Genomic DNA, 24,340 nt, shown 5'->3' on the forward strand with positions numbered 1-24,340 from the left:
GTCAGGGCCGGGGCTCGCCCCGGTACGTGCCGAACGACCAGCGGTTTCCCTCCGGGTCCTCGATGCCGAATTCGCGGCTGCCGTACGGCTTGTCCTCGATCTCAGCGGTGACCTTCACGCCCGCCGCCGTGAGCCTGCGGTACAGGTCGTCCACCTGGCCGGTGACGACATAGGCGCCCGCAGTGCCGGGCTTTCCGCAGGTGGCCGCGGCGGCCGGATCGTACGAGCCGAGCATGACGCCGCCGCCCTCGGGCCAGTCCAGCTGGGCGTGGGCCACGCGGCCCCCGTCCTCGTAGACGGCGGTGCGCAGGAAACCGACGGTGCCGACGAGGAAGTCGATCAGCGCGGAGGCGTCCTCCGCCTGGAGGGCCGGCCAGATGGCGGGAGGGGGCGTGCTGAGCCCCTGCTTCTCCGTGGTCGTGCCGGATGCGGAATTCGGCGTGGGGTCAGGTGTGGGGGCAGGTGTCGTGTCAGGCGTGGGGCCAGGTGTCGCGTCAGGCGTCGTGTCAGGCGTGGTGTTCATGCCTTCGAGTCTTCGCCCGTGCCGTGCGCCCCGGCTTGGATATTCCGGCACTCTTCGGCCAGCCAGCGGGTCGGGCTCGACCCTGTGTACTGCTGGAAGTCGCGGACCAGGTGGGAGTGGTCGTAGTAGCCGGTGTCGGCCGCGACCCCGGCCAGGTCGGGCGGTGCGCCCGCCGCTACGGCACGGGTCACGGCGGACTTGGCGTGCTGGAAGCGCATCAGGCGGGCGGCCTGTTTGGGGCTCAGGCCGGTCTCGGCGCGGAACAACGCCGTCAGCCGGCGTTCGCTGAGCGCGACGTGCCGGGACAGGCCGCCCAGGGTGCCCGCGCCCCGGTGCCGGGCGAGCCACGCCCAGGCCTCGGCGACCTCCGGGCGTACGGGAGCGGTGGTGCGGTCGTCCGCCGCGCGCCGCCTCAGGTAGGCGGAGAGCAGGTCGAAGCGGTCCTCCCAGCGGTCGAGCGCGCACAGCCGCTCGCGGACCTCGCCCGCGTACGCGCCCAGGACGTCGGTGCCGCCGACGACGAGTTGGCCGGCCAGGTCCGCCGCGGGCAGCCCGAGGAGCGCGCGGGCCGCGAGGGGGTGCACGGCGAGCTGGATGCCGGCCTCGTGCTCGGGCTGGACGACGTAGGCGGGGCTCTGGTGCAGGCCGCCGACGACGATGTCGGTGCGCGCCGCGCCGGGGCCCCACGCCCCGTCGGGGGTCGCGCCGGTGACGATGGGGCCGTCCAGGGAGAAGATCACGGTCAGGTACGGGGACGGCAGGCCCCGGTGCAGGGCGGGGCGCTGCCCCGCGGTGCGGTAGCCGACCGCGGAGACGACCATGCCGTCGAGCCGGGGAACGGTCCGGACGAACTCACGGGAGCCCATGTGTTCCAGTATGCGCGGCAGCGGCAGCGGCCGAGGCACGGGTGACCGGAGGCCGTGGGAGGCCGTGGCCACGGGAGGCCTTTTCGGAGTCTCATTCGGCTACCCGTGTTCATCTCACCCATGCCCCCCGGCCACGGTGACTTCGATCATGGGAAATGCCCGCCCCGCCCCATAGCATTGCGCGCCGCTCCGGACGGGGCCGCAGATCGCTCTCAGGGAACGGCAGGGACGTAGAGACATGGCAGTACGGGCAAAGAGCAAGCTGGCCGTCATCGGCACCACGGGGGCGCTCGCCGCCGCCGTCCTCGCGGGCGGCGCCCTGTGGCCGACGAGCCAGGCGACGGCCGCCGACACCTCGGCGGCCACGGCCCGTGAGCTGTCGCACTGGCCGAAGCCCGTCGCGAAGAAGCTCGGCAAGGTCATCGCGCGGAACGACCACAAGGGCGCGTACGCCGTCTTCGACGCGGACAACACGACGTACCGCAACGACCTGGAGGAGTCGCTCCTCCCCTTCCTGGAGATGAAGGGCGTCCTGACCCGCAAGACGATGGACCCCTCGCTGAAGGTCATCCCCTTCAAGGACAAGGCCGGGCACAAGGAAAGCCTCTACAGCTATTACAACCGGCTGTGCGAGGTCGACGACCAGGTCTGCTACCCGTGGGCCGCACAGATCTTCTCCGGCTTCACGCTGAAGGAGCTCAAGGGGTACGTCGACGAACTCCTGGCGTACAAGAAGCCGATCCCGGCCGAGTACTACGAGGACGGGAAGCTCACGAAGACCGAGGTGAAGCCGCCGGAGTTCTCGCGCGGCATGCAGCAGCTCTACAAGACCCTGCGCTCGCACGGCGTCGAGGTGTACGTGGTCAGCGCGGCCAGCGAGGACCTGGTGCGCATGGTGCTCGCGGACCCGAAGTACGGCTACGGCGTGAAGCCGCAGAACGTCATCGGCGTCTCCATGCAGCTCAAGGACCGCAAGACCGGTGAGGTGACCAGCTCCCGCAAGGAGATCGCCGAGGACCGCTTCGGCGAGAAGGACCGTGCCAAGCTCGCGGGGCGCGAGCTGACGCCGAACCTGTGGGCGCCGCTGACCTGGTACGAGGGCAAGCCCGCGGCGATCAACACCTACATCGACGAGTGGCGCAAGCCGATCCTGGCCGCGGGTGACACCCCCTCCAGCGACGGGCCGATGCTGTTCCACTCCGCCGACGTGGCGCACGGCGGCGTCCGGGTCTGGGTCAACCGCAAGGACTCGTACATGAAGCAGCTGGACGGGATGAAGAAGAAGAACGCGGACCGTCAGCGCGAGCTCGGCCAGAAGGTGACCGCCGACAAGCGGTGGCTGACGGTCACGCCGGACCAGATCGGCTAGCCGTTCCCTTAGTGCCAGGTCACGCCAGGTCATGCCCGGTCATGCCCGGTCATGCCCGGTCATGCCCGGCTCCCGGACGGCGTCGGCCACTTGACCGTGGCCGGCGCCGTCCGCGAACAGCGGGACCGCGCCCGTGCAGGAGGCCGGGGCCGACGTCGGCGAGGAGCTCGGCCCCGGTCAGCCGGGGCGAACTTCCCCCGCCGCGCCCGGAGATGGCGCCGCCGAGGGGTGAACGGTGAACACGGACACGGATACGGACACGGATACGGCCGTCGCCATGCGCCTCACCCCGCCATATGCCCCCATGCGGCGCGGATACGGACGACCATGGGCGCATGACTCACGACTCGCTCGCGCCGTCAGCCACCGCCGGGCCCGCCCTGGCCCCCGAGCCCGCCCTCTCCCCCGCCGCCCACCCCTCTCTCCCTTCCCTCCCCGCTCTCCCGTCCCTCCCCTCCTTCACGTTCGCCTGTGACGGTGAGGAGCTGAGCTGCACGGAGGCGCGGCCCGACGCCTCGCGGACGCCCGCCACGACCGTCGTCCTGCTGCACGGCGCCGGGGCCGGCAGCAAGACGCGGCTGGCCGCCCTGCAGGCCGACTTCGCGGCACGCGGCTGCCGGGCGCTCGCGCTGGACTTCTCCGGGCACGGCGAAAGCAGCGGGGACCTGCGGGAGTTGAGTCTGCGGAGGCGGTTCGAGCAGGCGGTCGCGCTGGTCGAGGAGCGGGTGGAGGCGACCGACGCCCTGGTGTTCGTCGGGTTCAGCATGAGCGGGCAGACCGTCGCGGACCTGGTGGCGCGCTTCGGCGCGCGGGTCACCGGCATCGGCCTGTGCGCGCCCGCCGTGTACGCGCGGGAGGCCTGGCCGCTCCCCTTCGGCGACAGCGACGGCCGGTTCACCGAGGTCATCCGGACGCCGGACCGGTGGCGCGACTCCGCGGCGCTCGAGGCCTACCGGAACTTCCGCGGGCGCGCGGTGCTCGTCGTGCCCGGCACCGACGCGGTGATCCCGCCCTCGGTCACGGCTGCCGTCGGCGCGGCGCTCACCGCCGGTGCGCGGTTCACGCGGCTCGAACTGCCGGACGCGAGCCATGCGTTGGGTGCCTGGCTGCGGGACCACGCGCGGGACCGGCGGCGGCTCGTGGACGCGCTGCTCGCGGACTGAACGTCACATCCCGGGGCTCGCGGCGATCACGCCGGCGTCGATCGCCGCGGTGAGCGCCGCGTGGTCCCGCGCGTTCTGCGCGGCGTAGCGCACCGCGAAGTCGGCGATGGCGCGGTCGAAGGTGTCCGAGCCGCCGAGGTAGGCGGCTATCGCGATGCGGTCGCCGGAGCGGGCGTGGGCGCGGGCCAGGGCCGTGCCGCACAGCCGGGCGTAGGCGCGCAGTTCGGCGGCGGACAGGGCGGCGAGGTCCGCCGAGCCCTTCATGTCGCGCAGCTGCCGCCAGTAGAAGGCGCGCCCCTGGGGCCCGGTCATCCAGCCGAGGAAGATGTCGCCGGCCGCCTGCAGCAGCCGCTGCCCCGCCACCACGCGGTGCCCCGGGTGGAGGTAGGGGCCGGTCGGCAGGTGCTCCTCGACCACCGATCTGACGGCCTCCTTGATCTGGAGGAAGAGCGGGTCGCCCGCGTCGCGCCCGGCGAGGAGCACGATGTAGCAGCGGGTGCCGACGCTGCCGACGCCGACGACCTTGCGGGCCGCGTCGACGAAGCGGTAGCGGTCCAGGAGGAGGCGGCGCTCCTCGGCGAGGGTGGAGCGGTAGTCGCCGAAGATCTTGCGCAGGGCGGCCGTGTCGGGGACGCCCGCCGACACCAGGAGCGGCGGGTCGTGGATGATGCGGCGCTCGCCGTCGACGATCTCGGTGAGCTTGCCGAGCGCCTGCAGGCTGGTGCGCCCGCGGGCGTGGTCGAGGGTCGCCTCGACGCGCTTGCGGTGGCGTCCCGGGCGTACGAGGGGAAGCAGCTCGTGCGCGTCGGTGCGCTCGTACCAGACGGCGAGCTCGCCGAGGCCCGCCAGGCGCCGCATGCTCGTGCGGTACGCGGTCACGGCGTCCTGTGCGGTGGCGCGGGCGCCGTCCTCGCCGGCGCCGTTCCCCCGGGCGGCGACGGCCGCGCTGGCGGCGAGCCGCTTGACGTCCCATTCGAAGGGCCCCGGGTAGGTCTCGTCGAAGTCGTTGAGGTCGAAGAGCAGGGACCGCTCGGGCGAGGCGAAGAGACCAAAGTTCAGCAGGTGGGCGTCGCCGCAGAGCTGGACGCCGAGGCCGGTGTGCCGCTGGGCCGCGAGGTCGCCCGCCATGACGGCGGCGGCGCCGCGCAGGAAGGCGAAGGGGGACGCGGCCATCCGGCCGTAGCGGACGGGCAGCAGGTCGGGGACGCGGTCGGCGCCCTGGCGCTCCAGGACGGCCACCGGGTCGGGGCGGTCGGCGGAGGGGATCCAGGCGCCGTGGCCGGAGCGAGAGGCGCGTTTGCGGGCCGCCCTGCCGGTGCGGGCGCGTGCTTCGGGGGTGGTGGCGCGTGGCTCCGGGGTCGGCATGCTCGCTCCCCTCTCGCGCTCGCGGCGGACAGCGGCCGCCCCTGGTCCGCCGGGGTGTCGGAGTCCCCTGCCTCCTTGGCTTCTCCTCAGGAGCAGCCAATGCGGCCGGGGGCCCGCACGCATGCCGGGTACGCCGAACGGGTGACGGGCTCAGTGCCCTGCCGTGGTCGCGCCGGGCGGTGTGCGGGGCCGGGCGGTCTCCGTCCAGGCGGCCACCACCTTGGCGAGCGCGCCGCCCGCCCTGGCCCACGCGAAGTGGTCCAGGCGTGCGCCCGCCTCCCGCGCCGTGTGGTGGCGGCGGGTGAGCCGGGCCCGCGGGATCTTGGCGAGCAGGTGGTCGAGGCTGGTGGCGGGGGCGAAGGTGTCGTGGTCGACGGAGACCGCGAGGACGGGCAGCTCCAGGCCGGCGAGCGCCGCCTCGTAGTCGAGCGCGGAGCCCTTGGCGCTGTAGCGGCCGGTGCGCACCTGTCGTGCCCAGTCGCGCATGACGCCCTTGGCCTGGTTGCCGCCGAAGCCGAGCCGGGTGCCGGGCCAGCGGCCGAGCGCGGTGGCGGTCGCGGCGATCAGGAACTGCACCAGGAGCAGGCCGGGGCCGCGCAGCGGGCCGAAGGCGCGGAACCAGACCGAGCCGGTGGCGACGACCGCGACACCGTCCACGCCGGGGCCCTTCGCCAGCGCGGCGTGGATCAGGGCGAGTTGGCCGCCCAGGCTGTGGCCGAGGAGGTGCAGGGGCGGTTCGGGGCCGAGTTCGTCGCGGATCGTGGCGACGACCGCGGGCAGGTCCTCCTCGAGGAGGGTGCGGTAGCCGTGGCCGGGTGCGGCCGCGCCGGTGCCGGGCGGGATCGACTCGCCCTGGCCGCGCAGGTCGACGGTGAGCACGGTGAGGCCCTCGTCGTGGAGGTGGCGCGCGAAGCGGCGGTAGAAGCGGGCGGCGGTGCCCATCGCGGGGAGGATGAGCACGGCGGGGGCCGGGGGCGGGCCGGGTGCGGGGCCGGAGCCGGACGGCAGGAAGCGGTCCGGTGCGGGGGCGCGCAGGGCGCGCACGGGCAGGCGGGTGCCGTCCGGGAGTTCGGCGGTCGTCAGGAGCGGCAGTTCGCCGACGGAGTCCGGCTTGGTCATGGGCCCAGCATGTCCCATCGCACAGGTGAGCGGACAGGCTCGTGCGGAAACGGGGCCCGCGGCGCACGACTCCCGCCACGGACCCCGTACTTGGCCGGCCCCTCTCAGCCCGGCGCGGGCAGGCTCAGCGGCTGTACCGCATCAACGCCCGCACCATGTGGCACGTGACGTCGGACGGCGGATGGATCCCGACGTCCTCCGCCATGCTCCGTATCGCGCTGTTCCTCGCCTGGTTCGGCAGATAGACGCCCGAGTCGAGCAGGGCGATGGCCAGGCGCATGGCCTTCAGACGGCGGTTGTGGTTGATGTACCACTCGCGCGGACGCCCGGCGGGCAGCGCCTTCTTCTCCCGCGGGACGTACGGCAGATCGAACAGCACGGGCTTCGGCACGGTCTGGGACACACGCTTCGATGTGAGTGCGGCAGCGGGCACAGGCATCCTCCTGTCGCGGTCGGGAACCCCCGTCGGGCGCCCTCGAACACTACGGTGATTCTACCGCCAGGCACTGACAATCGCCGCTGGCCAGAAGGCTTTTGGGGTGTTCGAACAGCGCGTCGCCGAGCGGCTTGGGGCGGGTGTTTCGGAGGTAGCGTGTGCGCATGGAGATCTGGATCAATCCCGCCTGTTCGAAGTGCCGGAGCGCCCTCACGCTGCTCGACGCGGAGGGCGCCGACTACACCGTGCGCCGCTACCTCGACGACGTGCCGACCGAGGACGAGATCCGCGCCGTGCTCGACCGCCTCGGCCTCGAACCCTGGGACATCACCCGCACCCAGGAGCAGGCCGCCAAGGACCTGGACCTGAAGGACCGCGAGGCCTGGCCGCGCGACGCGTCGGGCCGCGCCCGCTGGATCAAGGCGCTCTCCGAGCACCCGAAGCTGATCCAGCGCCCGATCATCACGGCGGACGACGGCACGGCGGTGGTGGCCCGCTCGGAGGAGGCCGTACGGGACGCGCTGTCGCGCTGAGCGCAGCGACGGCCAGGGTCCGAGGGCCGGAGTCCGGGGGCGCCAGGGGGGCGGGTCCCGGGGGGCGGCGGCGGTTGACCGCCGACCGATGGGCGAAATCCGGCAAACCGTTACATCTGCCTGCCTAGCGTGGGGTGCTCCACAGGCCGTCGACCGGACGAGGGTTCCGGCACACGGAAGGAGCGCGCCGTGCGGAGCTGGATGTTCGGGGGCGTATACGGAACGGTCCTCGCGAGCGCGCTGCTCGCGGCGCTGCAGTCCGAAAGGGCGCCCTACACGCCGTACTACGACGCGTCCTGGGTCATGGTGACCGCGGGGACGGCCGCCCTCGCGCACGGATACGCCCACCACATGTCGGCGCACCGTCCCGGCTCGGGCATCCACCACTGGCGGCGCCTCGCCCGGGCGCTCGCGGACGAGTGGCCGGTGGTCGTCGCCTGCTGGCCGACCGTGCTCCTCCTCCTGCTCGCAGGGGCCTTCCACTGGCCCGAGCCCCCGGTGACCACCACCGGGCTGCTCCTGAACGCCGCCCTCCTCCTCGGCTGGGGCACCTTCGCCGCGCTGCGCGTCGGCTACCGGCGCCGCTCGGCCGTGCTGATCGGCGGCGCCGACGCGACGATCGGGCTCGTCATAGCGGCCGCCAACGCGGTCATCAAATGAGCCCGGCGGGCGCCCTCGGGTGACGTGAGCCACAAGCGCCCCGGGTAACACGGGGTTCACACAAGAGCAACGGTCGGGAAATCGCCGGTTGCCAGGCTGCCGCTCATCACCACGGCACCGCAGCACCCGCACGTTCTGCGCCGTACCGAGCGTTTTAAGGATGAGGCCCCGTGACCTTCAAGGCTGAGTACATCTGGATCGACGGCACCGCGCCGACCGCCAAGCTCCGTTCGAAGACGAAGATCCTCACGGACGACGCGAAGGGCGCCGAGCTGCCGCTCTGGGGCTTCGACGGATCCAGCACGAACCAGGCCAAGGGCCACGCCTCCGACCGCGTCCTCAAGCCGGTCTTCACCTGCCCGGACCCGATCCGCGGCGGCGCGGACGTCCTCGTCCTGTGCGAGGTCCTCAACACGGACATGACGCCGCACGAGTCCAACACCCGCGCCGAGCTCGCCGAGGTGGCGGGCCGCTTCGCCGGCCAGGAGCCGATCTTCGGCATCGAGCAGGAGTACACGTTCTTCGAGGGCGACCGCCCGCTCGGCTTCCCCGTGGGCGGCTTCCCCGCCGCGCAGGGCGGCTACTACTGCGGTGTCGGCTCGGACGAGATCTTCGGCCGTGACGTCGTCGAGGCGCACCTGGAGCACTGCCTCACCGCCGGTCTCGGCATCTCCGGCATCAACGCCGAGGTCATGCCGGGACAGTGGGAGTTCCAGGTCGGCCCGCTGGCCCCGCTGGAGGTCTCGGACCAGCTGTGGATCGCCCGCTGGCTGCTCTACCGCACCGCCGAGGACTTCAAGGTCTCCGCGACCCTGGACCCGAAGCCGGTCAAGGGCGACTGGAACGGCGCGGGCGCGCACACCAACTTCTCCACCAGGGCGATGCGTGAGGGCTACGCGCCGATCATCACCGCCTGCGAGTCCCTCGGCGAGGGCTCCAAGCCGCTGGACCACGTCAAGAACTACGGCGCCGGCATCGACGACCGCCTCACCGGACTGCACGAGACCGCCCCGTGGGACGAGTACAAGTACGGCGTCTCCGACCGCGGCGCCTCGGTCCGCATCCCGTGGCAGGTCGAGGTGGAGCAGAAGGGCTACATCGAGGACCGCCGCCCCAACGCGAACGTCGACCCGTACGTCGTGACGCGCCTGCTCGTCGACACGTGCTGCACCGCGCTGGAGAAGGCCGGACAGGTCTGACCCCGCCTCTTCGCGCCCGTACGTCCGTACGGTGACGGGGGCGCCCGCCGGTCACTCCGGCGGGCGCCCCCGTCGTCGTACGCATGCGGACCGGCGGGCCCCGCTGCGCACGGATCGGCCAAGAAGCCGTCGGCACGCCGGCCCGCCCGGCCTTGATCCACTCCCGGCCCGCCCTGTCCCCCTCCTGTCCCCTCCTGCCCCCTCCTGCCCCCTTCCTGTCCAAGGAGTGGGACGGATCGATGGACAGACCCTCGCAACACCGGCCACGGGCTGGCGGAAACACTGCACAAGCCGCGCCGAATCCTTGAGCTCATGCGCTTTTTCGGGGTGCATTTCACGCCAAGTGCCGCCAAGGGTCCGTATCGGTGTGCGACAGGGAACTGCCAGTAACCCACCCATCTGATTCAATGGAGCCATGGGCAGCCACCAGAACACCGCGACAGGTCGTCATGACCTCGAGCCTTTCTGGCCCTCCCGGCAGCATCACGACTTCGACCGGGTGTGTTGCCGCGCGATGAACGCGCGGGCCCTCTAAAGCCGTTCACCCGGCCTTCGCCTGACGCGCACGACGTACGTCTCGTTCTCGACGACTCCTTCTTCGCGCGAAAGAGCTGACTCCACCATGGCCAACTCCCGTTCCTTCTCCGCCTCCGCCCCCACCGCCCTCACCCCTGCCGTGCCCGCGGCCCGGGGACGCCTGCGGGCCGTCGCCCCCGACGAGGTGGTGCAGATCTCCGACTTCCTGCCGCCGGGCGCCCAGTGGCTGCCCGCGCCGCAGCACACCCTGCCGACCCTGCCGGGGCAGCCGCCGATGGTCGGCTACCTCGTCCTCGTGCCGGCAGGTCAGGAGCCCGTCACCGCCGAGCCCCTGCGTCCCGACGCGCGGCCGGCCCCCGCCACCGGGCCGGTCAGGATCGACGCCGTGCAGCGCGCCGCCGAGGTCGACGGGCACCTCCTCGACCTCACCTACCTGGAGTTCGAGTTGCTCGCCCACCTCGTCGCGCACCCCCACCGGGTGCACACCCGCGACCAGTTGGTGACCACGGTGTGGGGGTACGGCCACGTGGGCGACGGCCGCACCGTCGACGTCCACATCGCCCGGCTGCGCCGCAAGCTCGGCGCCGAGCACCGCAGGACGATCCAGACGGTGCGCCGGGTCGGCTACAAGTACGCGCCGCCGACACCTCGCTGACCTGCGGCCCGGCATCCGGGGGCCGGGCTCTGCCACGAGCAGAATCCGGTTCCCCCGGCCCGGGTCGGCGGGGCAGAGTCGCCCCATGAGACTTCTGATGCTGGGCGGCACCGAGTTCGTCGGACGTGCGATCACCGAGGCGGCCCTCGCCCGGGGCTGGGACGTGACCGTCTTCCACCGCGGCAACCGTCCCGCCCCCGAGGGCGCCCATGTGGTGCACGGCGACCGCCTCGCCGAGGGCGGCCTCGCGGGGCTTGCCGAGGGCGAGTGGGACGCCGTGGTCGACACCTGGTCGGCGGCGCCGCGGGTGGTGGGCGAGTCGGCCCGGCTGCTCGCGGGGCGCGCCGGACGGTACGTGTACGTCTCCAGCTCCTCCGTGTACCGCTACCCGAGCCCGGCCGGGTCCGACGAGAACTTCCCCGTGGTGGACGGCGATCCGGACGCGGAGGCGACGGCGTACGCGGAGGACAAGCGGGGCGGCGAGCTCGCGGCGGTCGCCGGGTTCGGCGCCGAGCGGACGGTGCTCGCGCGGGCCGGGCTGATCCTCGGCCCCTACGAGAACATCGGGCGCCTGCCGTGGTGGCTGAACCGCATCGCGCGGGGCGGGCCCGTCCTGGCCCCCGGGCCGCGGGACCTCGACATCCAGTACGTCGACGTGCGCGACCTCGCCGCCTGGGTCCTCGACGCGGTCTTCGCGGGGCTGCACGGCCCGTACAACCTGGTAAGCCCCATCGGACAGGCCACGATGGGCGATCTGCTGGACGCGTGCGCGACCGTGACGGGCGGTGACGCGACGCTGCGCTGGACCGCGCCGGACGTGGTGCTCGACGCGGGCATCGAGCAGTGGATGGAGCTGCCGGTGTGGCTGGCCCCCGGCGAGCTGCACGACTCGATGCACCGCACGTCCAGCGAGAAGGCGGTCGCGGCGGGACTCGGGTCCCGGCCCGTCGCCGACACCGTGCGCGACACGTGGGAGTGGCTGCGGTCCATCGGCGGCACTCCGCCGCAGCGGCCCGACCGGCCCGTGGTCGGGCTCGCCCCCGAGAAGGAGGCGAAGGCGCTCGGGCTGTGACGTGCGGGGACCCCGGCGCGCGGTGCGTGCCGGGGTCCCCGCAGGAGTGGGCCTGTTCGTCAACGCCCGCTCGGGACCGGGGTGTTGTGCAGGCCGGGCCCGTGCGGGGCGGCCGGCTCCGCGTCCTCGTGGGAGATCTTCGGCAGCCGGCGCAGGCAGCGCGGCGTGTGCCAGTTGCGCTCGCCGAGGACGGTCATCAGGGACGGCAGCAGGATCATGCGGACCACCGTCGCGTCCAGCAGGACGGCCACGCCGAGGCCCACGCCCATCTGCTGCATGTCCTGCATGGACAGCGTGCCGAACACCGCGAAGACCGCCACCATGATCACGGCCGCGCCGGTGACCGCGCCCGCCGTGCGCGTGATGCCCTCACGGATCGCCGAGCGGTTGTCCATGCCCCGGTCGCGGGCCTCGCGGATCCGGGAGACCACGAACACGTGGTAGTCCATGGAGAGTCCGAAGAGGACGACGAGGACGAACAGCGGCATCCAGTTCTCGATCGCGCCGACCTTCTCCGAGCCGATCAGCTCCGCGCCCCAGCCGTGCTGGAAGACGGCCGTCATGACGCCGTAGGCGGCGCCCACCGACAGCAGGTTCAGCGCGATCGACGTCACCGCGATCACCACCGAGCGGAAGCTGAACAGCATCAGGAGGAAGGTCACCGCGGTGATGAACGCGAAGACCGGCACGATGCCCTTGCTGAGCCGGTCGCCGAAGTCCTCGGAGGAGGCCAGGTCACCCCCGACGTAGGCCTCGGCGTCGATGCCCTCGAAGGCGGCGGGGACCGTGTCGTCCCGCAGCTCGCCCAGCGCCTTCTTCGCCTCGGCACCGGTGCCGTCGCCGGGCAGCGGCACCTCGATCTCGGCGACGCCCGCCGCCTTGTGGACGGTGAGCCTGGCGCCCTCGCCCGCCTGTTTGGTCAGGGAGCCGAGCGCGTCCCGCACCGGCCGCGCGTCGATGTCGTCGGCCTTCACGACCACCCGGGCCGGGGCGGGCCCGCCGGGGTACTCCGCGGTGATCTTCTGGTAGGCGACGGAGAGCGGGGCGTCGGAGCCGAACTGCTTCTCCAGGCCGAGCTGTTCGGTCTTCATGCCGAGCGCGGGCGCGGCGAGGGCGAGCAGCAGCACCGCGGCCCCGACGGCGAAGAACTTCGGGCGGGCGAGGACCGGCCGCAGGATCCTGCCTGCGACACCGCCACTGGCGTGCACGCCCCTCTTGGAGCGGCGGTTGAGGAAGGGGATGCGGCCGGCGTCGATCCGGTCGCCGAGCCCGGCGAGCAGCGCGGGCAACACCGTGACCGAGCCGAGCATCGCCACGCACACCACGAGGATCGTGGCGAGCGCGAAGCCCTTGAAGAGGAGCAGCCCCGAAAGGAACATGCCCGCCATGGCGACCATCACCGTCAGGCCGGAGACCAGGACGGCGCGCCCGCTGGTGGCCGCGGCGATCCGCAGCGCCGTCTGCGCGTCCCGTCCCGCGGCCCGCTCGTCCCGTTCACGGCGCAGGTAGAACAGGCAGTAGTCGACGCCGACCGCGAGGCCCATCAGGAACATCACGGAGTACGTCGTCTCGAACAGGTGCAGCTGGTGGCTGGCCAGGGAGAGCAGTCCGAACGCCGCCACGCACGCGGTGAGCGCGAGGCCCACCGGGAGCAGCGCGGCGACCACGGCGCCGAAGGCGACCAGGAGAATGCCGAGGGCCAGCGGCACCGCGGTGAACTCGGCCTTCTTCAGGTCGTCGGCGAGCAGGTCGGACAGATGCTTCTCGGAGCTCGCGTCGCCGAACTGGTGGACGGCGATGCCCTGCGCCTCCCCGTCCTGCCGCGCCTTCGCCACGGCGTCAAGGACCGGCTGGACGCGCTCGGCCGCGTCCGCCGAATCCCCCTTGACCGCGAAGCGGAGCAGCGCGTCCTTGCCGTCCTCGGAGGGCAGCGGCGCCTTGAGGTCGCGTACGTCGCCGGTGGCGTTCAGCGCCTTCGACAGGTCGGCCGCCGCGTCCCGCCAGCCGTCGGCGGTCCGCGCCGTGACCATGACGAGCTCGCCCGCGGGCTCGTCGATGTCCGCGGCTTCGAGGATCTCGGCGGCCCGGGCCGAGTCGCCGACCTCCATCTCGTCCTCGGAGGCGGTGACCATGCCGGAGCCCCCGCCGATCACCGTGGCCAGGACCACGAACACCAGCCAGCCGAGAATGGCCGTCTTCCGGTGGTGTGCGCTCCACACACCGAGTCGTGCCGCGAGGTTCCGCCTCATGGCGCTTCGCCCCCATCAAGTCTGCGTGAGTATGCGTCGGATAAGACGTCACTCACGCTAGGAACCGCGGGCGTCGCGCCCCAGCCGCCGAAGCCCCCTCTCGCGGAAGCACAGGGCGAGGCCGGGGGTGTCGTCAGGTACACCCCCCTTCCGGTGGCCCGACCCCTCACCCGGGCAGGCCCCACCAGGAAGAATGGCACTGTGCCGGACGCGCTGACCGCGTACGGGGAGGCAGCGCACGACGAGAGGGACTGATGACGATGACGAGACTGAAGGCGGCAGTGGCAGCGGGGGCCCAGGGCCTCCACCTCACCGTCGTCGCGCTCGCGGGCTCGATCACGCTCTTCGTCCTGTCGGTGCTCTCCATCGCGTTCATCCTGCTCGGCGTGGGCCTCTTCACCACGCCGGTGGTCCTGGCCGCCGTGCGCGAGTACGCCGGTGCCTACCGCAGCAGGGCCGACACCTGGTCGGGCGTGCAGATAGCCTCCCCGTACCGCCCCTTCCCCGCGGACCTGCGGTCGGGCTTCACCGGGCAGGTCGAGCGCTGCACGCTGATGCTGAAGGACCCGGCGACCTGGCGCGATCTGCAGTGGCTCCTCGTCAACATGACCGCGGGCCCGGTCGTCGTCGTCCTCGCCCCCTCCCTGCTGCTCTACATGGTCTACGGGTGGGTGCTCGCCCTCGGCGTGTGGGAGCCCATCTACAACGCGGGCGGCGGCGAGTGGTTCGCCTTCATCCACGTCACCTCGCAGACCGACGCGAACTACGCGGCCCTCCTCGGCATGGGCTTCTTCGCCCTCGGCCTCTTCGTCAACCCCGGTCTGGTCCGCGCCCACTTCCTCCTCGCCCGCACGCTGCTCGCGCCCACCGCGGCCATGCGGGAGCACCAACTGGCCCTGCGTGTGGACCGGTTGACCGAGACCCGGCACGACGCCGTGGACAACTCCGCCGCCGAGCTGCGCCGCATCGAGCGCGATCTGCACGACGGCGCGCAGGCCCGCCTGGTCGCCATGGGCATGGACCTCGGCACCATCGAAGCGCTCATCGACGCCGACCCCGCCAAGGCCAAGCAGCTGCTCGCCAAGGCCCGGCAGAACTCCGGCGAGGCGCTGACCGAGCTGCGCGACCTGGTCCGCGGCATCCACCCGCCGGTCCTCGCCGAGCGCGGCCTCGGCGACGCGGTCCGGGCGCTGGCCCTGCGCCTGCCGATCGCCACCGAGGTCGACGTCGAACTGCCGGGCAGGGTCGAGGAGTCGGTCGAGTCGGCCGGGTACTTCGCGGTGAGCGAGGCCCTGACCAACGCGATCAAGCACTCGGGCGCCGACCGCGTCTGGGTGGACGTGCACCACGCGCACGGCATGCTGCGGATCGCCGTCACCGACAACGGCAAGGGCGGCGCCACGACGGGAGCGGGATCCGGGCTGAGCGGCATCGAACGCCGGCTCGGTACATTCGACGGCATACTGGCCGTCAGCAGTCCCGCGGGCGGCCCGACCATGGTGACCATGGAGATCCCTTGCGAGTTGTCCTAGCCGAAGACCTCTTCCTGCTGCGCGACGGCCTGGTGCGGATGCTGGAGGCGTTCGACTTCGAGATCGCGGCGGCCGTGGAGAGCGGGCCCGAACTGACCAAGGCCCTTCAGGAGTTGCAGCCGGACGTCGCCGTGGTCGACGTCCGGCTTCCGCCGTCCCACACGGACGAGGGCCTGCAGTGCGCCCTCGCCGCCCGCAGGGCGCGCCCCGGCCTGCCCGTCCTGGTCCTCTCGCAGCACGTGGAACAGCTGTACGCGCGCGAGCTCCTCGCCGACGGCAACGGCGGGGTCGGTTATCTCCTCAAGGACCGGGTCTTCGACGCGGCGCAGTTCATCGACGCGGTCCGCAGGGTCGCGGCCGGCGGCACCGCGATGGACCCGCAGGTGATCCAGCAGCTCCTGTCCAGGCGCTCCGCCGACCAGCCGCTCGGCGCGCTCACCCCGCGGGAGCGCGAGGTGCTCGAACTGATGGCGCAGGGCCGGTCGAACGCGGCCATCGCCGCCCAGCTGGTCGTCACCGAACGGGCCATCGCCAAGCACACCTCCAACATCTTCGGGAAACTCGACCTCGCGGTGTCCGACGACGACAACCGGCGGGTCCTCGCGGTACTCGCCTATCTGGATCAGGAGCGCTGAACGGGGCGTTGAGCGTGTGCCGGTAATTCCGGGGCCGGCTGAACGGGGGACGCCGCTGTTGCGTACGTAGTCCCATGGGACGCACATCACGACGCACATCACGAAAACGATCAAAACTCGCCGGCCGGGCGGTCGCCGCTTCGACGGCATTGCTCCTGGGCGGTGGCGGTCTTGTCGCGGTGAATGTCTACGCGAACGCCGAAGAGGGCACGGACCCGCCTCCCCCGCAGAGCGCCGGACAGCAGGTGTCGACCATCAGCTGTCCGGACGTGGCCAATCAACTCCCCGAGGTGCCGGAATCCGCGCGCGGCGAGGTCGACCGCCGCCTCGCCGATCTGGACGGCCAGATCACGCGGTCCTACACCGATTTCTCGCGGGCGCGGGACGGGGAGAAGGAATCCGTCCTCGGCCCGCTGGAGGAGCAACGGCGCGGCACGCTCGGGCAGATCGCGGACGCCATGGACCGGGCGGGCGAGCGGCCCGAGGGCATCGACGGCATGGCGGCCTGCACGCTGCGGGCCGACGACCAGGGACAGGGTCAGGGACAGGGGCAGGGACAGGGACAGGGACAGGGAGAGGAGCAAGGTCAGGACCAAGGGCAGGAGCAGGACCAGGGGCAGGGCGCCGGCGGCAACGGGCCCGAGGCCGGTGACTTCGTGAAGATCCGGTCTGTCCGGCCGAACGTCGACCGCCCCCGAGGCGGACGGGGCGCCTCGCGCGGGTCCTTCACCACGACCTGCGGGCGCAACGAGAACGGCAAGTTCAATCCGGACAACGTCATCGTCGCCCCCGGCGTGAGCAATGGCGCCCACCATATGCACGACTACGTGGGAAATCAGGCGACGGACGCGTTCTCCAGCGACGACGACCTCGCGAAAGGGCGGACGAGCTGCCGGAACCAGGGCGACAGATCGACGTACTACTGGCCCGTCCTGAGGCTGCAGAACGGCAAGGACGAGGACGACGCCCAGGCGGACGGCGGCGGCAAGGACCAGAATGTCGGCGAGATCCGGACCCCGGCGTCCGTGACCCTGAAATTCGTCGGAAATCCGGCGGGCAAGGTCGTCGCGATGCCGCGTTTCCTGCGCATCATCACCGGTGACGCCAAGGCCTTCACCAACGGCGACGCCAACGCGAATGCCTCCTGGAGCTGCACCGGATTCGAGAACCGGCAGCTGAAGGACAAGTATCCGATCTGCCCGAAGGGCAGCAAGGTCGTGCGGACCTTCACCTTCCAGAGCTGCTGGGACGGACGGAACACCGACAGCGCCAACCACCGCACCCACGTCGCCTTCGCCGACCGGCGCACCGGCGCCTGCCCGCAGGGCTTCAAGGCCGTGCCGCAGCTGGTGCAGCGCGTCGTGTACGACGTGCCGCCGGGCCCCGGCTTCGCCGTCGACTCCTTCCCCGAGCAGCTGCACAAGCCCGTCACCGACCACGGCGACTTCATCAACGTCTTCGACGAACGGCTGATGCAGCGCGTCGCGAAGTGCGTCAACTCCGGTCGGCGCTGCACCTGATCCCGGGCCCGGGCGGCGCCCGCGCCGAGTGCTGAGTCTCCCCCTCAGCCCGCGCCGGCCATCCCGTCCGCGCCCTCCCCGCGGTGACCGTGGTGGCCCCCGCCGTGCCCCTGTGCGGCGTCCACCACGGTCCCGCCCAGGCGCTCGCGCAGCGCCGCGATGTCACCGGCCCCGCCGACCGCCACCCAGGCCCCGCCGACGAGGTACGTACCCCCGTAGTCGTTCGCCTCGTCGAGCCACTCGGCCTGGCCGCGGGCGTTGGTAAAGGTTACGAGGACGTAGCGCCGGGCACCGTTCTCACAGGTGGCCTGGCGCAGTTCGACCGCGTCCGTCTGGACGTCGGGCCTGCATCCCGCCTCGGCCGCCAGCTGCTCCAGGCTGCCGCTCGCCGTGTCCGGTGTGCCGTCACCCCCCGAGCCGCAGCCCAGCACCGTCAGCAGCCCCGCCACCGCCATGCCCGAAAGCACGCTCCGCGCTGCCCTCATCGTCCCACCAGACCCTCCCGGCGACCTGAACTCGCCATCTGCTTCTGCACCGTTGAGCACGGACGGCGGCACGGATACCGTGCGCCGCAGCCTTCACCTCAGGGGGTACACATGTCCGAACCGTCCCGACGTTCCGTGCTCGGCACCGCCGGCGCGCTCGGCGCGGGCGCCGCCCTCGGCGGGGTCCCGCTGCCGGCCCGTGCCGCCGACGGCCCCACCGGTCCCGCCGGGGGCCCCGCCTTCGATACGGATTCCGCGCGCTCGGCGCTCAACAGACTCCTGCCGCATCACGCGGAGCAGATCCGGCTCAGACCCGTATCCCCGCGGGGCCGCGAGGACCGCTTCCGGGTCACCGGGTCCACCGGAAGGATCGAGGTGTCGGGCACGACGCCCGCGGTGCTGCTCACGGGCGTCCACTGGTACCTGAAGTACGTGTGCGGGGCGCACATCATGTGGAACGGCAGCCAGCTGGACCTGCCGCGCAGGCTGCCCGCGCCGGCCCGCCCCCTGGAGCGGGCCACCCCGCTCCCCCACCGGTTCGCCCTGAACGACACGAACGACGGCTACACCGCGCCGTACGCCGACTGGGCGTACTGGGAGCGGATGATCGACGTACTCGCCCTGCACGGCTGCAACGAAGTCCTCGTCATCGCGGGCGCCGAGGCCGTGTACCACCGGGTGCTGCGGGAGTTCGGCTACTCCGACGCGGAGGCCAGGGCATGGCTTCCCGCCCCCTCCCACCAGCCCTGGTGGCTGCTGCAGAACCTCTCCGGGTACGGCGGCCCGCTCTCCACCCAACTGATCGGGGACCGCGTCGAGTTGGGGCAGCGCATCGTGCGAAGACTGCGCGACCTGGGCATCGCCCCCGTCTTCCCCGGCTACTACGGCAACGTGCCCGACGGCTTCGTCGCACGCAACGGCGGCGACGCGCGCGTCGTGCCGCAGGGCACCTGGCACGGGTTCAAGCGGCCCGACTGGCTCGACCCGCGGACCGCGTCCTTCGCGAAGGTCGCCGCCTCCTTCTACCGGCACCAGGAGCAGCTGTTCGGCCCCGCCGACCACTTCAAGATGGACCTGCTGCACGAGGGCGGCACCGCGGGCGACGTGCCCGTGCCCGCCGCGGCCCGCGGCGTGGAGCGCGCCCTGCGCACGGCGCGGCCCGGCGCGACCTGGGTGATCCTCGGCTGGGAGGCCAACCCGCTGCCCGCGCTGCTCGACGCCGTGGACAAGAAGCGGATGCTGATCGTCGACGGCGTCTCGGACCGGTACGCGAGCGTCACCGACCGGGAGAAGGACTGGGGCGGCACGCCCTACGCGTTCGGGACCATCCCCAACTTCGGCGGGCGCACGACCATCGGCGCCCGCACCCACCTGTGGAACGAGAAGTTCTTCGCCTGGCGCGACAAGGAGGACAGCGCGCTCGTCGGCACCGCCTTCATGCCGGAGGCCACCGACCGCGACCCCGCCGCCTTCGAGCTCTTCTCCGAACTGGCCTGGACGAAGGGGCCCGTCGACCGGGCCGCCTGGTTCTCCTCCTACGCCGACTTCCGGTACGGCGGGCGCGACCGGGGCGCGCGGGCCGCCTGGCGGGCGCTGAACGACACCGCCTACCGGCACACCGCCGTCGAGCGCAGCGACGCACACGACTCGCTCTTCGCCGCGCGGCCCGACCTCGCGGCCGCCCGCGCCGCCGAGTACGCGCCGCGCGCGCTCACCTACGACCCCGCCCGTTTCGACGCGGCGCTCGCCGGGCTCCTCGGGGTGACGGGATCCCTGCGCGGGAGCGCCGCCTACCGCAACGACCTCGTCGACATCGCCCGCCAGGCCCTCGCCCACCGCAGCCGCCAGCTCCTGCCGCAGCTGCGGGAGGCCTACACGCGGGGCGACCGGGACACCTTCGGCGACCTGTCGAAGCTGTGGCTGCGGCTGATGCGGCTCTCCGACGAGGTGACGGGCACCGCCCCCGCCTTCCTCCTCGGCCCCTGGCTCGACGCCGCCCGGCGCATGGGGACGAGCGAGGCCGAGCGCACCGAGTTCGAACGCACCGCCAAGGTCCTCGCCACCGTCTGGGGCGACCGCGCGACCTCTGACGGCGGGAAGCTGCACGACTACGGCAACCGCGAATGGCACGGCCTCATCGGCGACTTCTACGTGCCCCGGTGGCAGAAGTGGCTCGACGAGCTCGCCGACGCGCTGGCCTCGGGGCGGGCGCCGAAGGCGGTCGACTGGTTCGCGTTCGAGGAACCCTGGACGCGGGAGCGCAAGGACTATCCGCTGCGGCCCGTCGGCACCGCCTACCGCACCGCCGCGCGAGTACGGGACGTGCTGGCGCGCGCCCCCTACCAGGGAACCTTGGAGGTCACCGCGGAACCACCCGCCCTCCCGCCGGGCGGCCACGCCCGCCTGACGGCCGCCTTCCGCAACGTCAACGGGCTGCGCGCCACGGGGCGCGTCGACTTCGCGTTGACCGGCATCGACGCGGAGCCGACGGGGCCGGTGTCCCTGCCCCGGGTCCCCGCCGCGGGAACCGGCGAGGTCACGTGGCGCGCCGAAGCGCCGGACACGCCTCTGGACCGCCCGCTGCGGCCCCTTCCCTACGAGATCACCGTCACGTACGGCCCCTCGGGCGAGCGGCGCGTGACGTCCGTCCACGAAGGGACGCTGTTCGAGGCGGGGCCGGTGGGCGGCGACTGGAAGACGTACACCAACAACGGCGCGGTCTTCGGGGAGCTCGACGGGCGGTACGCGATCGACGGGGGCGGGGCCGATCTGTGGAAGGGCACGGCCGAGTTCGGGGCGCTGTACCGGGCGGGGGCGCTGCGGGACGGCGTCTCGGTGACGGTACGGGTCGACTCCCAGGCGGTGACGGGTCCCTGGGCACGGGCCGGCCTCATCGCCCGCGACGCCCTGGCGACCCCCGGCTCCCCCGGCTTCGTCGACCTCGCGGTGACGCCCGCGAACGGGGTCGTGCTGTCGTACGACACGAACGGCGACGGCACGCTGGACACGTACCAGCGGATCACGGGCGTCAGGGCGCCGGTGCTGCTGCGGCTGTCGCGGTCGGGCGGCTCGTTCACGGGGGAGTGCTCGACGGACGGCGGGGGGTCGTGGCGGACCGTGGCGACGGTGCGGGTGGCCGGGGCGGGGGCGGTGCAGGACGTGGGGCTGTTCATGAGTGCGACGAATGGGGGTGACGGGGGGCGTGGGGCTGTGGAGTTCAGCGGGTGGCGTGTGACGTGAGGTTTCTGGCGGGGCGCCTTGGACGGGGTCTGGCGGGGGCGCCTTGGGCTGGTGTCGCCTTGGGTCCGTCTTGTGGGGCGGGGTCGCGGGGGTATGTTCGTACTCGCTATCCCTGCGCCACGCCTCAAGAATAAAGACGCCACAGCCCGCTCGGTGCTCCGTGCGCACATACCCCCGCGCCCCCTCGGGCGCGTGTGCGGCTGCCGGTCATCGGTGGGGCTTCTTCGGGCAAGCCCCGCAGGGCCGGTGCCTCCCGGGGGCTTCGGGGGTGGCCTCGGGTGGGGCGGTGCCTCCCGGGGGGCCTCGGGCGGATCGGCGCCTCGGGGGCGCGGCGGGCTGTTGCCTCCTGGGGCGCGAGGGCTGCGGGCCGTTGCTTTCAGAGGTACGGGGGCGGCGGGCTGCTGCTTTCAAGGGCGCGGGTGCGGCGGGCTGCTGCTTTTAGGGGCGCGGGGAACTGCGCGACCAGCCACAACCAACCCGCACCCGCCCACGCAGGGAGGAACCCACCCACCCCGCACCGCCCAAGGCCCAGGGGCCAGCCCACGCGGGGAACGGCGCGAACGGCCACAGCGGACCCGCACCCGGACGCGCAGGGCAGCCCCCGCCCACCCAGGAAAAGGGTGTGACGGGGTGGGACAGGGGTGCGATGGTGGGGGCATGGATGACGCGTGGGAGAAGCGGCTCGGGGCAACATGGGACACGATGGACGCCTACGGCGAGGAATCGTTCCGCGCCGCGATCGACGTACTCGTCGCCGAACTGCCCGAAGGCCACCCCGTAGGCCACTTCGAGCGCGCCTGCGCGTTCGACTCGACCGGCCGCTCCGACCTCGCCGTACCGCTCTACCAGGAAGCCCTGGAGCGCGGCCTCACGGGCTACCGCAAGCGCCGCACCGCCGTGCAACTCGCCAGCTCCCTGCGGAACGTGGGACGGGCCGAGGAGGGCGCGGCGCTGCTGACGGCCGAACTGGACGCGCCGTCGGACGAGTTGGACGACGCGATCCGCGCGTGTCTCGCGCTGTGCCTGGCGAGCCTAGGCCGCGAGCGGGAAGGGCTCTCCCTCGTGCTCGGCGCCCTCGCGCCCCATCTGCCGCGCTACCAGCGCTCCATGGCGCATTACGCGCGCGAGCTCGTGGCGGACGCCCCGGCATGAGGTGACCATCCGACGATTCGCTCGTTTTGCTGAACGTGTCGTCGAATGTGCAGTCCCCGTCGAAGTCCCAGAAGCCCACAGGCCCCGCTCCCGTCGTCGACGTGGAGCAGGCCGAGGCCGCCCTGGTCGAGCACTACCCGCGGCTCGTCCGGCTGGCCTACCTCGTGCTGCCACCGAGTCTCGGCCGCAACCGCCGGGTCCTGACAGCCCACTCGCTCACCCAGCGTGCCCTGCCGCGCAGCCGCAAGACCGGTGCGGCGGCCGGCGTTCCCGCGCAGCGGGGCGGTGCCGCCGGGCCGCTCGGCGACCCCGGGTACGCGTTCGTGCGGCTGCAGGTGGTGCGCAGCGCCCTGGACGCGGGGCTCCCCCTGCACTGGCGGGCCCGGCCCCGGCGCGCCCAGCTGCCGCCGCTGCTGCCGCAGGTGTGGGGGCTGCGGCTCTTCCCGCGCTCGGGCGGCGCCGACGAACTCGCCCTGGACCAGCGGCTCTCCGCCCTGTCGGGTGCCGCCCGCGCCGCCTACGTGCTGCGCGGCCTGGAGGGGCTCGACGACTCCGCCGTCCTTGACCTCCTCGACGCGGCCGGGTGCGAGGACCCGGAGGACGCCCTCGACGAGGCCGATGAGCTGGAGGCGCACTACGAGCTGCTCGCCTCCCCCGAGTTCGACCCCTGCTCGTTGCAGGCGAGGCCCACCGATCTGATGCGGCGCAGGCAGCACATGAAGGCCGCGGGCGTCGCGGCCGCCGCCGCGCTGGTGTGCGGGGCGCTGCTCGGGCTGCCCGGTGACGGCTGGGGGCCCGACGGCGCCGCAGCGCCGCCGTACGCGAAGAACCCGGCCGGGCAGGCGGCACTCGACCCGGGGCTCTTGACGACGGCGTCCGCCGGGGCGTGGAAACGTTCCGCTCGTACCGACTTCACCGTGTGGCCCGCGCGCGGCGACCTCGTCGGCGACAAGGAGCTGCTGCGCCGCGCCCTCGCCGTCTGGGCGCGGCCCGGCGGGTCCGTCCAGGTCTCGGCGACGCCGGGCACCGCCGCCGGGGCGCCGCCCGGGCCCGCCCAGCTCCTCTTCGCCGGTGAGGTCGACTCGGCGCGCGTGGTGCTGCTCTACGACGGGCTGCGCATCGTGCGGTACGCCGAGCCGCGGGAGGGTACCGGCGGCGCGGCGCTCGACTTCGCGCGTGTGGACGGCGCGACCGGCACCGAGGCGAACGCCGTCGTCGTCAACCGCGCCGACGGCAACATCCGCTACCTGACGGCCCCCTGGATCCGCTCCGCCGCCGTCCAGGACCTGGTGAAGCCCGCCGCGAAGGCCGCTCCCCTGCACCGTTCGGCGGACGGTGTCACCGACCCGTTCTCCGGCCCGGCGCAGACCGGCCGCTGCACGTCGTGGAACGCGCTGAGCCTGCGCGACCACTCCGGGAGCACCCGCCTGTCGACCGACCTCGGCGAGCTCGTCCCCGCCCATCTGACGGCGGGCCGCCCGCAGGCCCCGCGCGAGGCCACCCCCGCCGAGTGGTCGAAGTCCGCGTGCTCCCTCGCGACGGTGCGCTCGCACGGCGTACGGTCCGTGAACGCCTGGACGTACGCGCAGCAGGCCCTCCCCGAGGCCAACGGCTCGGCCGGCTGGGTCTGCACCCGTGCCGACACCTGGCGGGGTGCGGGCAGCCGGATCCTCGCCCAGTTCCAGACGGCCGGCGGGCCCGCGGGCGCCGTCGCCGCCAAGTCCGAGGACTCCCCCGCGTGCGGCAGCCGTGATCCTCAGGTGCTCGCGGGCGTCCGCTGGAAGTCCCGTGCGGGCAACTGGTACCTGCTGGCGGCCGGCAGCAGGCAGGTCGCGTCCATCACGGCCACGGGCGGCGGCCCGGTGCCGGGCAACGTCCTGGCGAAGCGGACGGACCGGAACGCCGAGATCAAGCTGTCCGGCGTGCTGGCCGGCGGAGAGAAACTGACCACGCTGCGCTGACGGGTGCGGCGGGCGAAGTTTCCCGCCGCAGACCCCTGTACCCGGGAACTACCGCTCAGTACATTGACG

20 protein-coding genes are annotated in these 24,340 nt (G+C 72.9%); 13 read left to right on the top strand and 7 right to left on the bottom strand.

Translation table 11 applies throughout. The annotated features are described in order from the left end of the window. Position 1: 1 nt before the first annotated feature. Together ACZ592_RS28230 and ACZ592_RS28235 are read right to left on the bottom strand one after the other, a co-directional pair. On the bottom strand, positions 2 to 523 hold the full coding sequence (locus tag ACZ592_RS28230) for a VOC family protein (RefSeq protein ID WP_471584461.1): 522 nt from the start codon (positions 521 to 523) through the stop codon (positions 2 to 4). Next, positions 520 to 1,389 carry an AraC family transcriptional regulator gene (locus tag ACZ592_RS28235; protein WP_471584462.1) on the bottom strand — a complete coding sequence of 290 codons (870 nt, stop codon included), beginning with the start codon at positions 1,387 to 1,389 and terminating at the stop codon, positions 520 to 522. The genes ACZ592_RS28230 and ACZ592_RS28235 overlap by 4 nt, the downstream gene beginning before the upstream one ends. 238 nt (positions 1,390 to 1,627) lie before the next feature. Here ACZ592_RS28235 and ACZ592_RS28240 point away from each other — a divergent pair, with 238 nt between their 5' ends. Both ACZ592_RS28240 and ACZ592_RS28245 read left to right on the top strand, forming a co-directional pair. Beyond that, complete coding sequence (locus ACZ592_RS28240; protein ID WP_471584463.1) at positions 1,628 to 2,758, top strand: HAD family hydrolase; 1,131 nt, start codon at positions 1,628 to 1,630, stop codon at positions 2,756 to 2,758. Positions 2,759 to 3,093: 335 nt separating this feature from the next. Continuing rightward, positions 3,094 to 3,921 (top strand): alpha/beta hydrolase, encoded by an 828-nt coding sequence (locus ACZ592_RS28245; RefSeq protein ID WP_471584464.1) that lies wholly within the window; start codon positions 3,094 to 3,096, stop codon positions 3,919 to 3,921. A gap of 3 nt (positions 3,922 to 3,924) precedes the next feature. Here ACZ592_RS28245 and ACZ592_RS28250 read toward each other — a convergent pair whose 3' ends face one another. The 3 genes from ACZ592_RS28250 to ACZ592_RS28260 all read right to left on the bottom strand — a co-directional run bounded on the left by ACZ592_RS28250 (position 3,925) and on the right by ACZ592_RS28260 (position 6,838). After that, a complete protein-coding gene (locus ACZ592_RS28250; RefSeq protein ID WP_471584465.1) occupies positions 3,925 to 5,286 on the bottom strand; it encodes a DUF2252 domain-containing protein in 1,362 nt (453 codons plus the stop codon). 150 nt (positions 5,287 to 5,436) lie between these two features. Further along, positions 5,437 to 6,405, bottom strand: coding sequence for an alpha/beta hydrolase family protein (locus tag ACZ592_RS28255; protein WP_471584466.1), 969 nt, complete (start codon positions 6,403 to 6,405; stop codon positions 5,437 to 5,439). Between the two features lie 124 nt (positions 6,406 to 6,529). Next, positions 6,530 to 6,838 (bottom strand): hypothetical protein, encoded by a 309-nt coding sequence (locus tag ACZ592_RS28260; RefSeq protein ID WP_471584467.1) that lies wholly within the window; start codon positions 6,836 to 6,838, stop codon positions 6,530 to 6,532. A 167-nt stretch (positions 6,839 to 7,005) separates the two neighbouring features. Between ACZ592_RS28260 and ACZ592_RS28265 the strand changes: the two genes are divergently transcribed. From ACZ592_RS28265 to ACZ592_RS28285, 5 genes are all read left to right on the top strand, one after another. Then, on the top strand, positions 7,006 to 7,374 hold the full coding sequence (locus tag ACZ592_RS28265) for an arsenate reductase family protein (protein WP_471584468.1): 369 nt from the start codon (positions 7,006 to 7,008) through the stop codon (positions 7,372 to 7,374). Between the two features lie 189 nt (positions 7,375 to 7,563). After that, the gene (locus ACZ592_RS28270) at positions 7,564 to 8,034 is read left to right on the top strand and encodes a hypothetical protein (RefSeq protein WP_471584469.1); all 471 of its coding nucleotides are present in this window, start codon (positions 7,564 to 7,566) and stop codon (positions 8,032 to 8,034) included. A 170-nt stretch (positions 8,035 to 8,204) separates the two neighbouring features. Beyond that, entirely contained in the window at positions 8,205 to 9,233 is a 1,029-nt protein-coding gene (gene glnII, locus ACZ592_RS28275) for a glutamine synthetase (RefSeq protein WP_471584470.1), read from the top strand. A 622-nt stretch (positions 9,234 to 9,855) separates the two neighbouring features. Further along, complete coding sequence (locus tag ACZ592_RS28280) at positions 9,856 to 10,425, top strand: winged helix-turn-helix domain-containing protein (protein WP_471584471.1); 570 nt, start codon at positions 9,856 to 9,858, stop codon at positions 10,423 to 10,425. Positions 10,426 to 10,510: 85 nt separating this feature from the next. Beyond that, complete coding sequence (locus ACZ592_RS28285) at positions 10,511 to 11,497, top strand: NAD-dependent epimerase/dehydratase family protein (protein ID WP_471584472.1); 987 nt, start codon at positions 10,511 to 10,513, stop codon at positions 11,495 to 11,497. 59 nt (positions 11,498 to 11,556) lie between these two features. Here ACZ592_RS28285 and ACZ592_RS28290 read toward each other — a convergent pair whose 3' ends face one another. Then, on the bottom strand, positions 11,557 to 13,746 hold the full coding sequence (locus tag ACZ592_RS28290) for an MMPL family transporter (RefSeq protein WP_471584473.1): 2,190 nt from the start codon (positions 13,744 to 13,746) through the stop codon (positions 11,557 to 11,559). 254 nt (positions 13,747 to 14,000) lie between these two features. Between ACZ592_RS28290 and ACZ592_RS28295 the strand changes: the two genes are divergently transcribed. The 3 genes from ACZ592_RS28295 (at position 14,001) to ACZ592_RS28305 (ending at position 17,433) form a co-directional block, all read left to right on the top strand. Beyond that, positions 14,001 to 15,278 (top strand): sensor histidine kinase, encoded by a 1,278-nt coding sequence (locus ACZ592_RS28295; protein ID WP_471584474.1) that lies wholly within the window; start codon positions 14,001 to 14,003, stop codon positions 15,276 to 15,278. After that, entirely contained in the window at positions 15,263 to 15,913 is a 651-nt protein-coding gene (locus ACZ592_RS28300; protein ID WP_471584475.1) for a LuxR C-terminal-related transcriptional regulator, read from the top strand. The genes ACZ592_RS28295 and ACZ592_RS28300 overlap by 16 nt, the downstream gene beginning before the upstream one ends. 74 nt (positions 15,914 to 15,987) lie before the next feature. After that, complete coding sequence (locus ACZ592_RS28305) at positions 15,988 to 17,433, top strand: DUF1996 domain-containing protein (protein ID WP_471584476.1); 1,446 nt, start codon at positions 15,988 to 15,990, stop codon at positions 17,431 to 17,433. Between the two features lie 44 nt (positions 17,434 to 17,477). Here the strand turns inward: ACZ592_RS28305 and ACZ592_RS28310 are convergent, their stop codons facing one another. Next, complete coding sequence (locus ACZ592_RS28310) at positions 17,478 to 17,918, bottom strand: hypothetical protein (RefSeq protein WP_471584477.1); 441 nt, start codon at positions 17,916 to 17,918, stop codon at positions 17,478 to 17,480. A gap of 111 nt (positions 17,919 to 18,029) precedes the next feature. Between ACZ592_RS28310 and ACZ592_RS28315 the strand changes: the two genes are divergently transcribed. From ACZ592_RS28315 to ACZ592_RS28325, 3 genes are all read left to right on the top strand, one after another. Further along, on the top strand, positions 18,030 to 21,158 hold the full coding sequence (locus tag ACZ592_RS28315) for an alpha-N-acetylglucosaminidase (RefSeq protein ID WP_471584478.1): 3,129 nt from the start codon (positions 18,030 to 18,032) through the stop codon (positions 21,156 to 21,158). A 657-nt stretch (positions 21,159 to 21,815) separates the two neighbouring features. Next, entirely contained in the window at positions 21,816 to 22,310 is a 495-nt protein-coding gene (locus ACZ592_RS28320) for a tetratricopeptide repeat protein (RefSeq protein ID WP_471584479.1), read from the top strand. Between the two features lie 47 nt (positions 22,311 to 22,357). Continuing rightward, the gene (locus tag ACZ592_RS28325) at positions 22,358 to 24,271 is read left to right on the top strand and encodes a hypothetical protein (RefSeq protein ID WP_471584813.1); all 1,914 of its coding nucleotides are present in this window, start codon (positions 22,358 to 22,360) and stop codon (positions 24,269 to 24,271) included. Positions 24,272 to 24,340 lie beyond the last annotated feature (69 nt).

Source organism: Streptomyces sp. NPDC040622, assembly GCF_055593965.1.

Coding starts and splice junctions, on each gene's coding strand:
- ACZ592_RS28230 (WP_471584461.1), bottom strand. CDS start 523: ATGAACACCACGCCTGACACGACGCCTGACGCGACACCTGGCCCCACG.
- ACZ592_RS28235 (WP_471584462.1), bottom strand. CDS start 1,389: ATGGGCTCCCGTGAGTTCGTCCGGACCGTTCCCCGGCTCGACGGCATG.
- ACZ592_RS28240 (WP_471584463.1), top strand. CDS start 1,628: ATGGCAGTACGGGCAAAGAGCAAGCTGGCCGTCATCGGCACCACGGGG.
- ACZ592_RS28245 (WP_471584464.1), top strand. CDS start 3,094: ATGACTCACGACTCGCTCGCGCCGTCAGCCACCGCCGGGCCCGCCCTG.
- ACZ592_RS28250 (WP_471584465.1), bottom strand. CDS start 5,286: ATGCCGACCCCGGAGCCACGCGCCACCACCCCCGAAGCACGCGCCCGC.
- ACZ592_RS28255 (WP_471584466.1), bottom strand. CDS start 6,405: ATGACCAAGCCGGACTCCGTCGGCGAACTGCCGCTCCTGACGACCGCC.
- ACZ592_RS28265 (WP_471584468.1), top strand. CDS start 7,006: ATGGAGATCTGGATCAATCCCGCCTGTTCGAAGTGCCGGAGCGCCCTC.
- ACZ592_RS28280 (WP_471584471.1), top strand. CDS start 9,856: ATGGCCAACTCCCGTTCCTTCTCCGCCTCCGCCCCCACCGCCCTCACC.
- ACZ592_RS28285 (WP_471584472.1), top strand. CDS start 10,511: ATGAGACTTCTGATGCTGGGCGGCACCGAGTTCGTCGGACGTGCGATC.
- ACZ592_RS28290 (WP_471584473.1), bottom strand. CDS start 13,746: ATGAGGCGGAACCTCGCGGCACGACTCGGTGTGTGGAGCGCACACCAC.
- ACZ592_RS28295 (WP_471584474.1), top strand. CDS start 14,001: ATGACGATGACGAGACTGAAGGCGGCAGTGGCAGCGGGGGCCCAGGGC.
- ACZ592_RS28305 (WP_471584476.1), top strand. CDS start 15,988: ATGGGACGCACATCACGACGCACATCACGAAAACGATCAAAACTCGCC.
- ACZ592_RS28310 (WP_471584477.1), bottom strand. CDS start 17,918: ATGAGGGCAGCGCGGAGCGTGCTTTCGGGCATGGCGGTGGCGGGGCTG.
- ACZ592_RS28315 (WP_471584478.1), top strand. CDS start 18,030: ATGTCCGAACCGTCCCGACGTTCCGTGCTCGGCACCGCCGGCGCGCTC.
- ACZ592_RS28320 (WP_471584479.1), top strand. CDS start 21,816: ATGGATGACGCGTGGGAGAAGCGGCTCGGGGCAACATGGGACACGATG.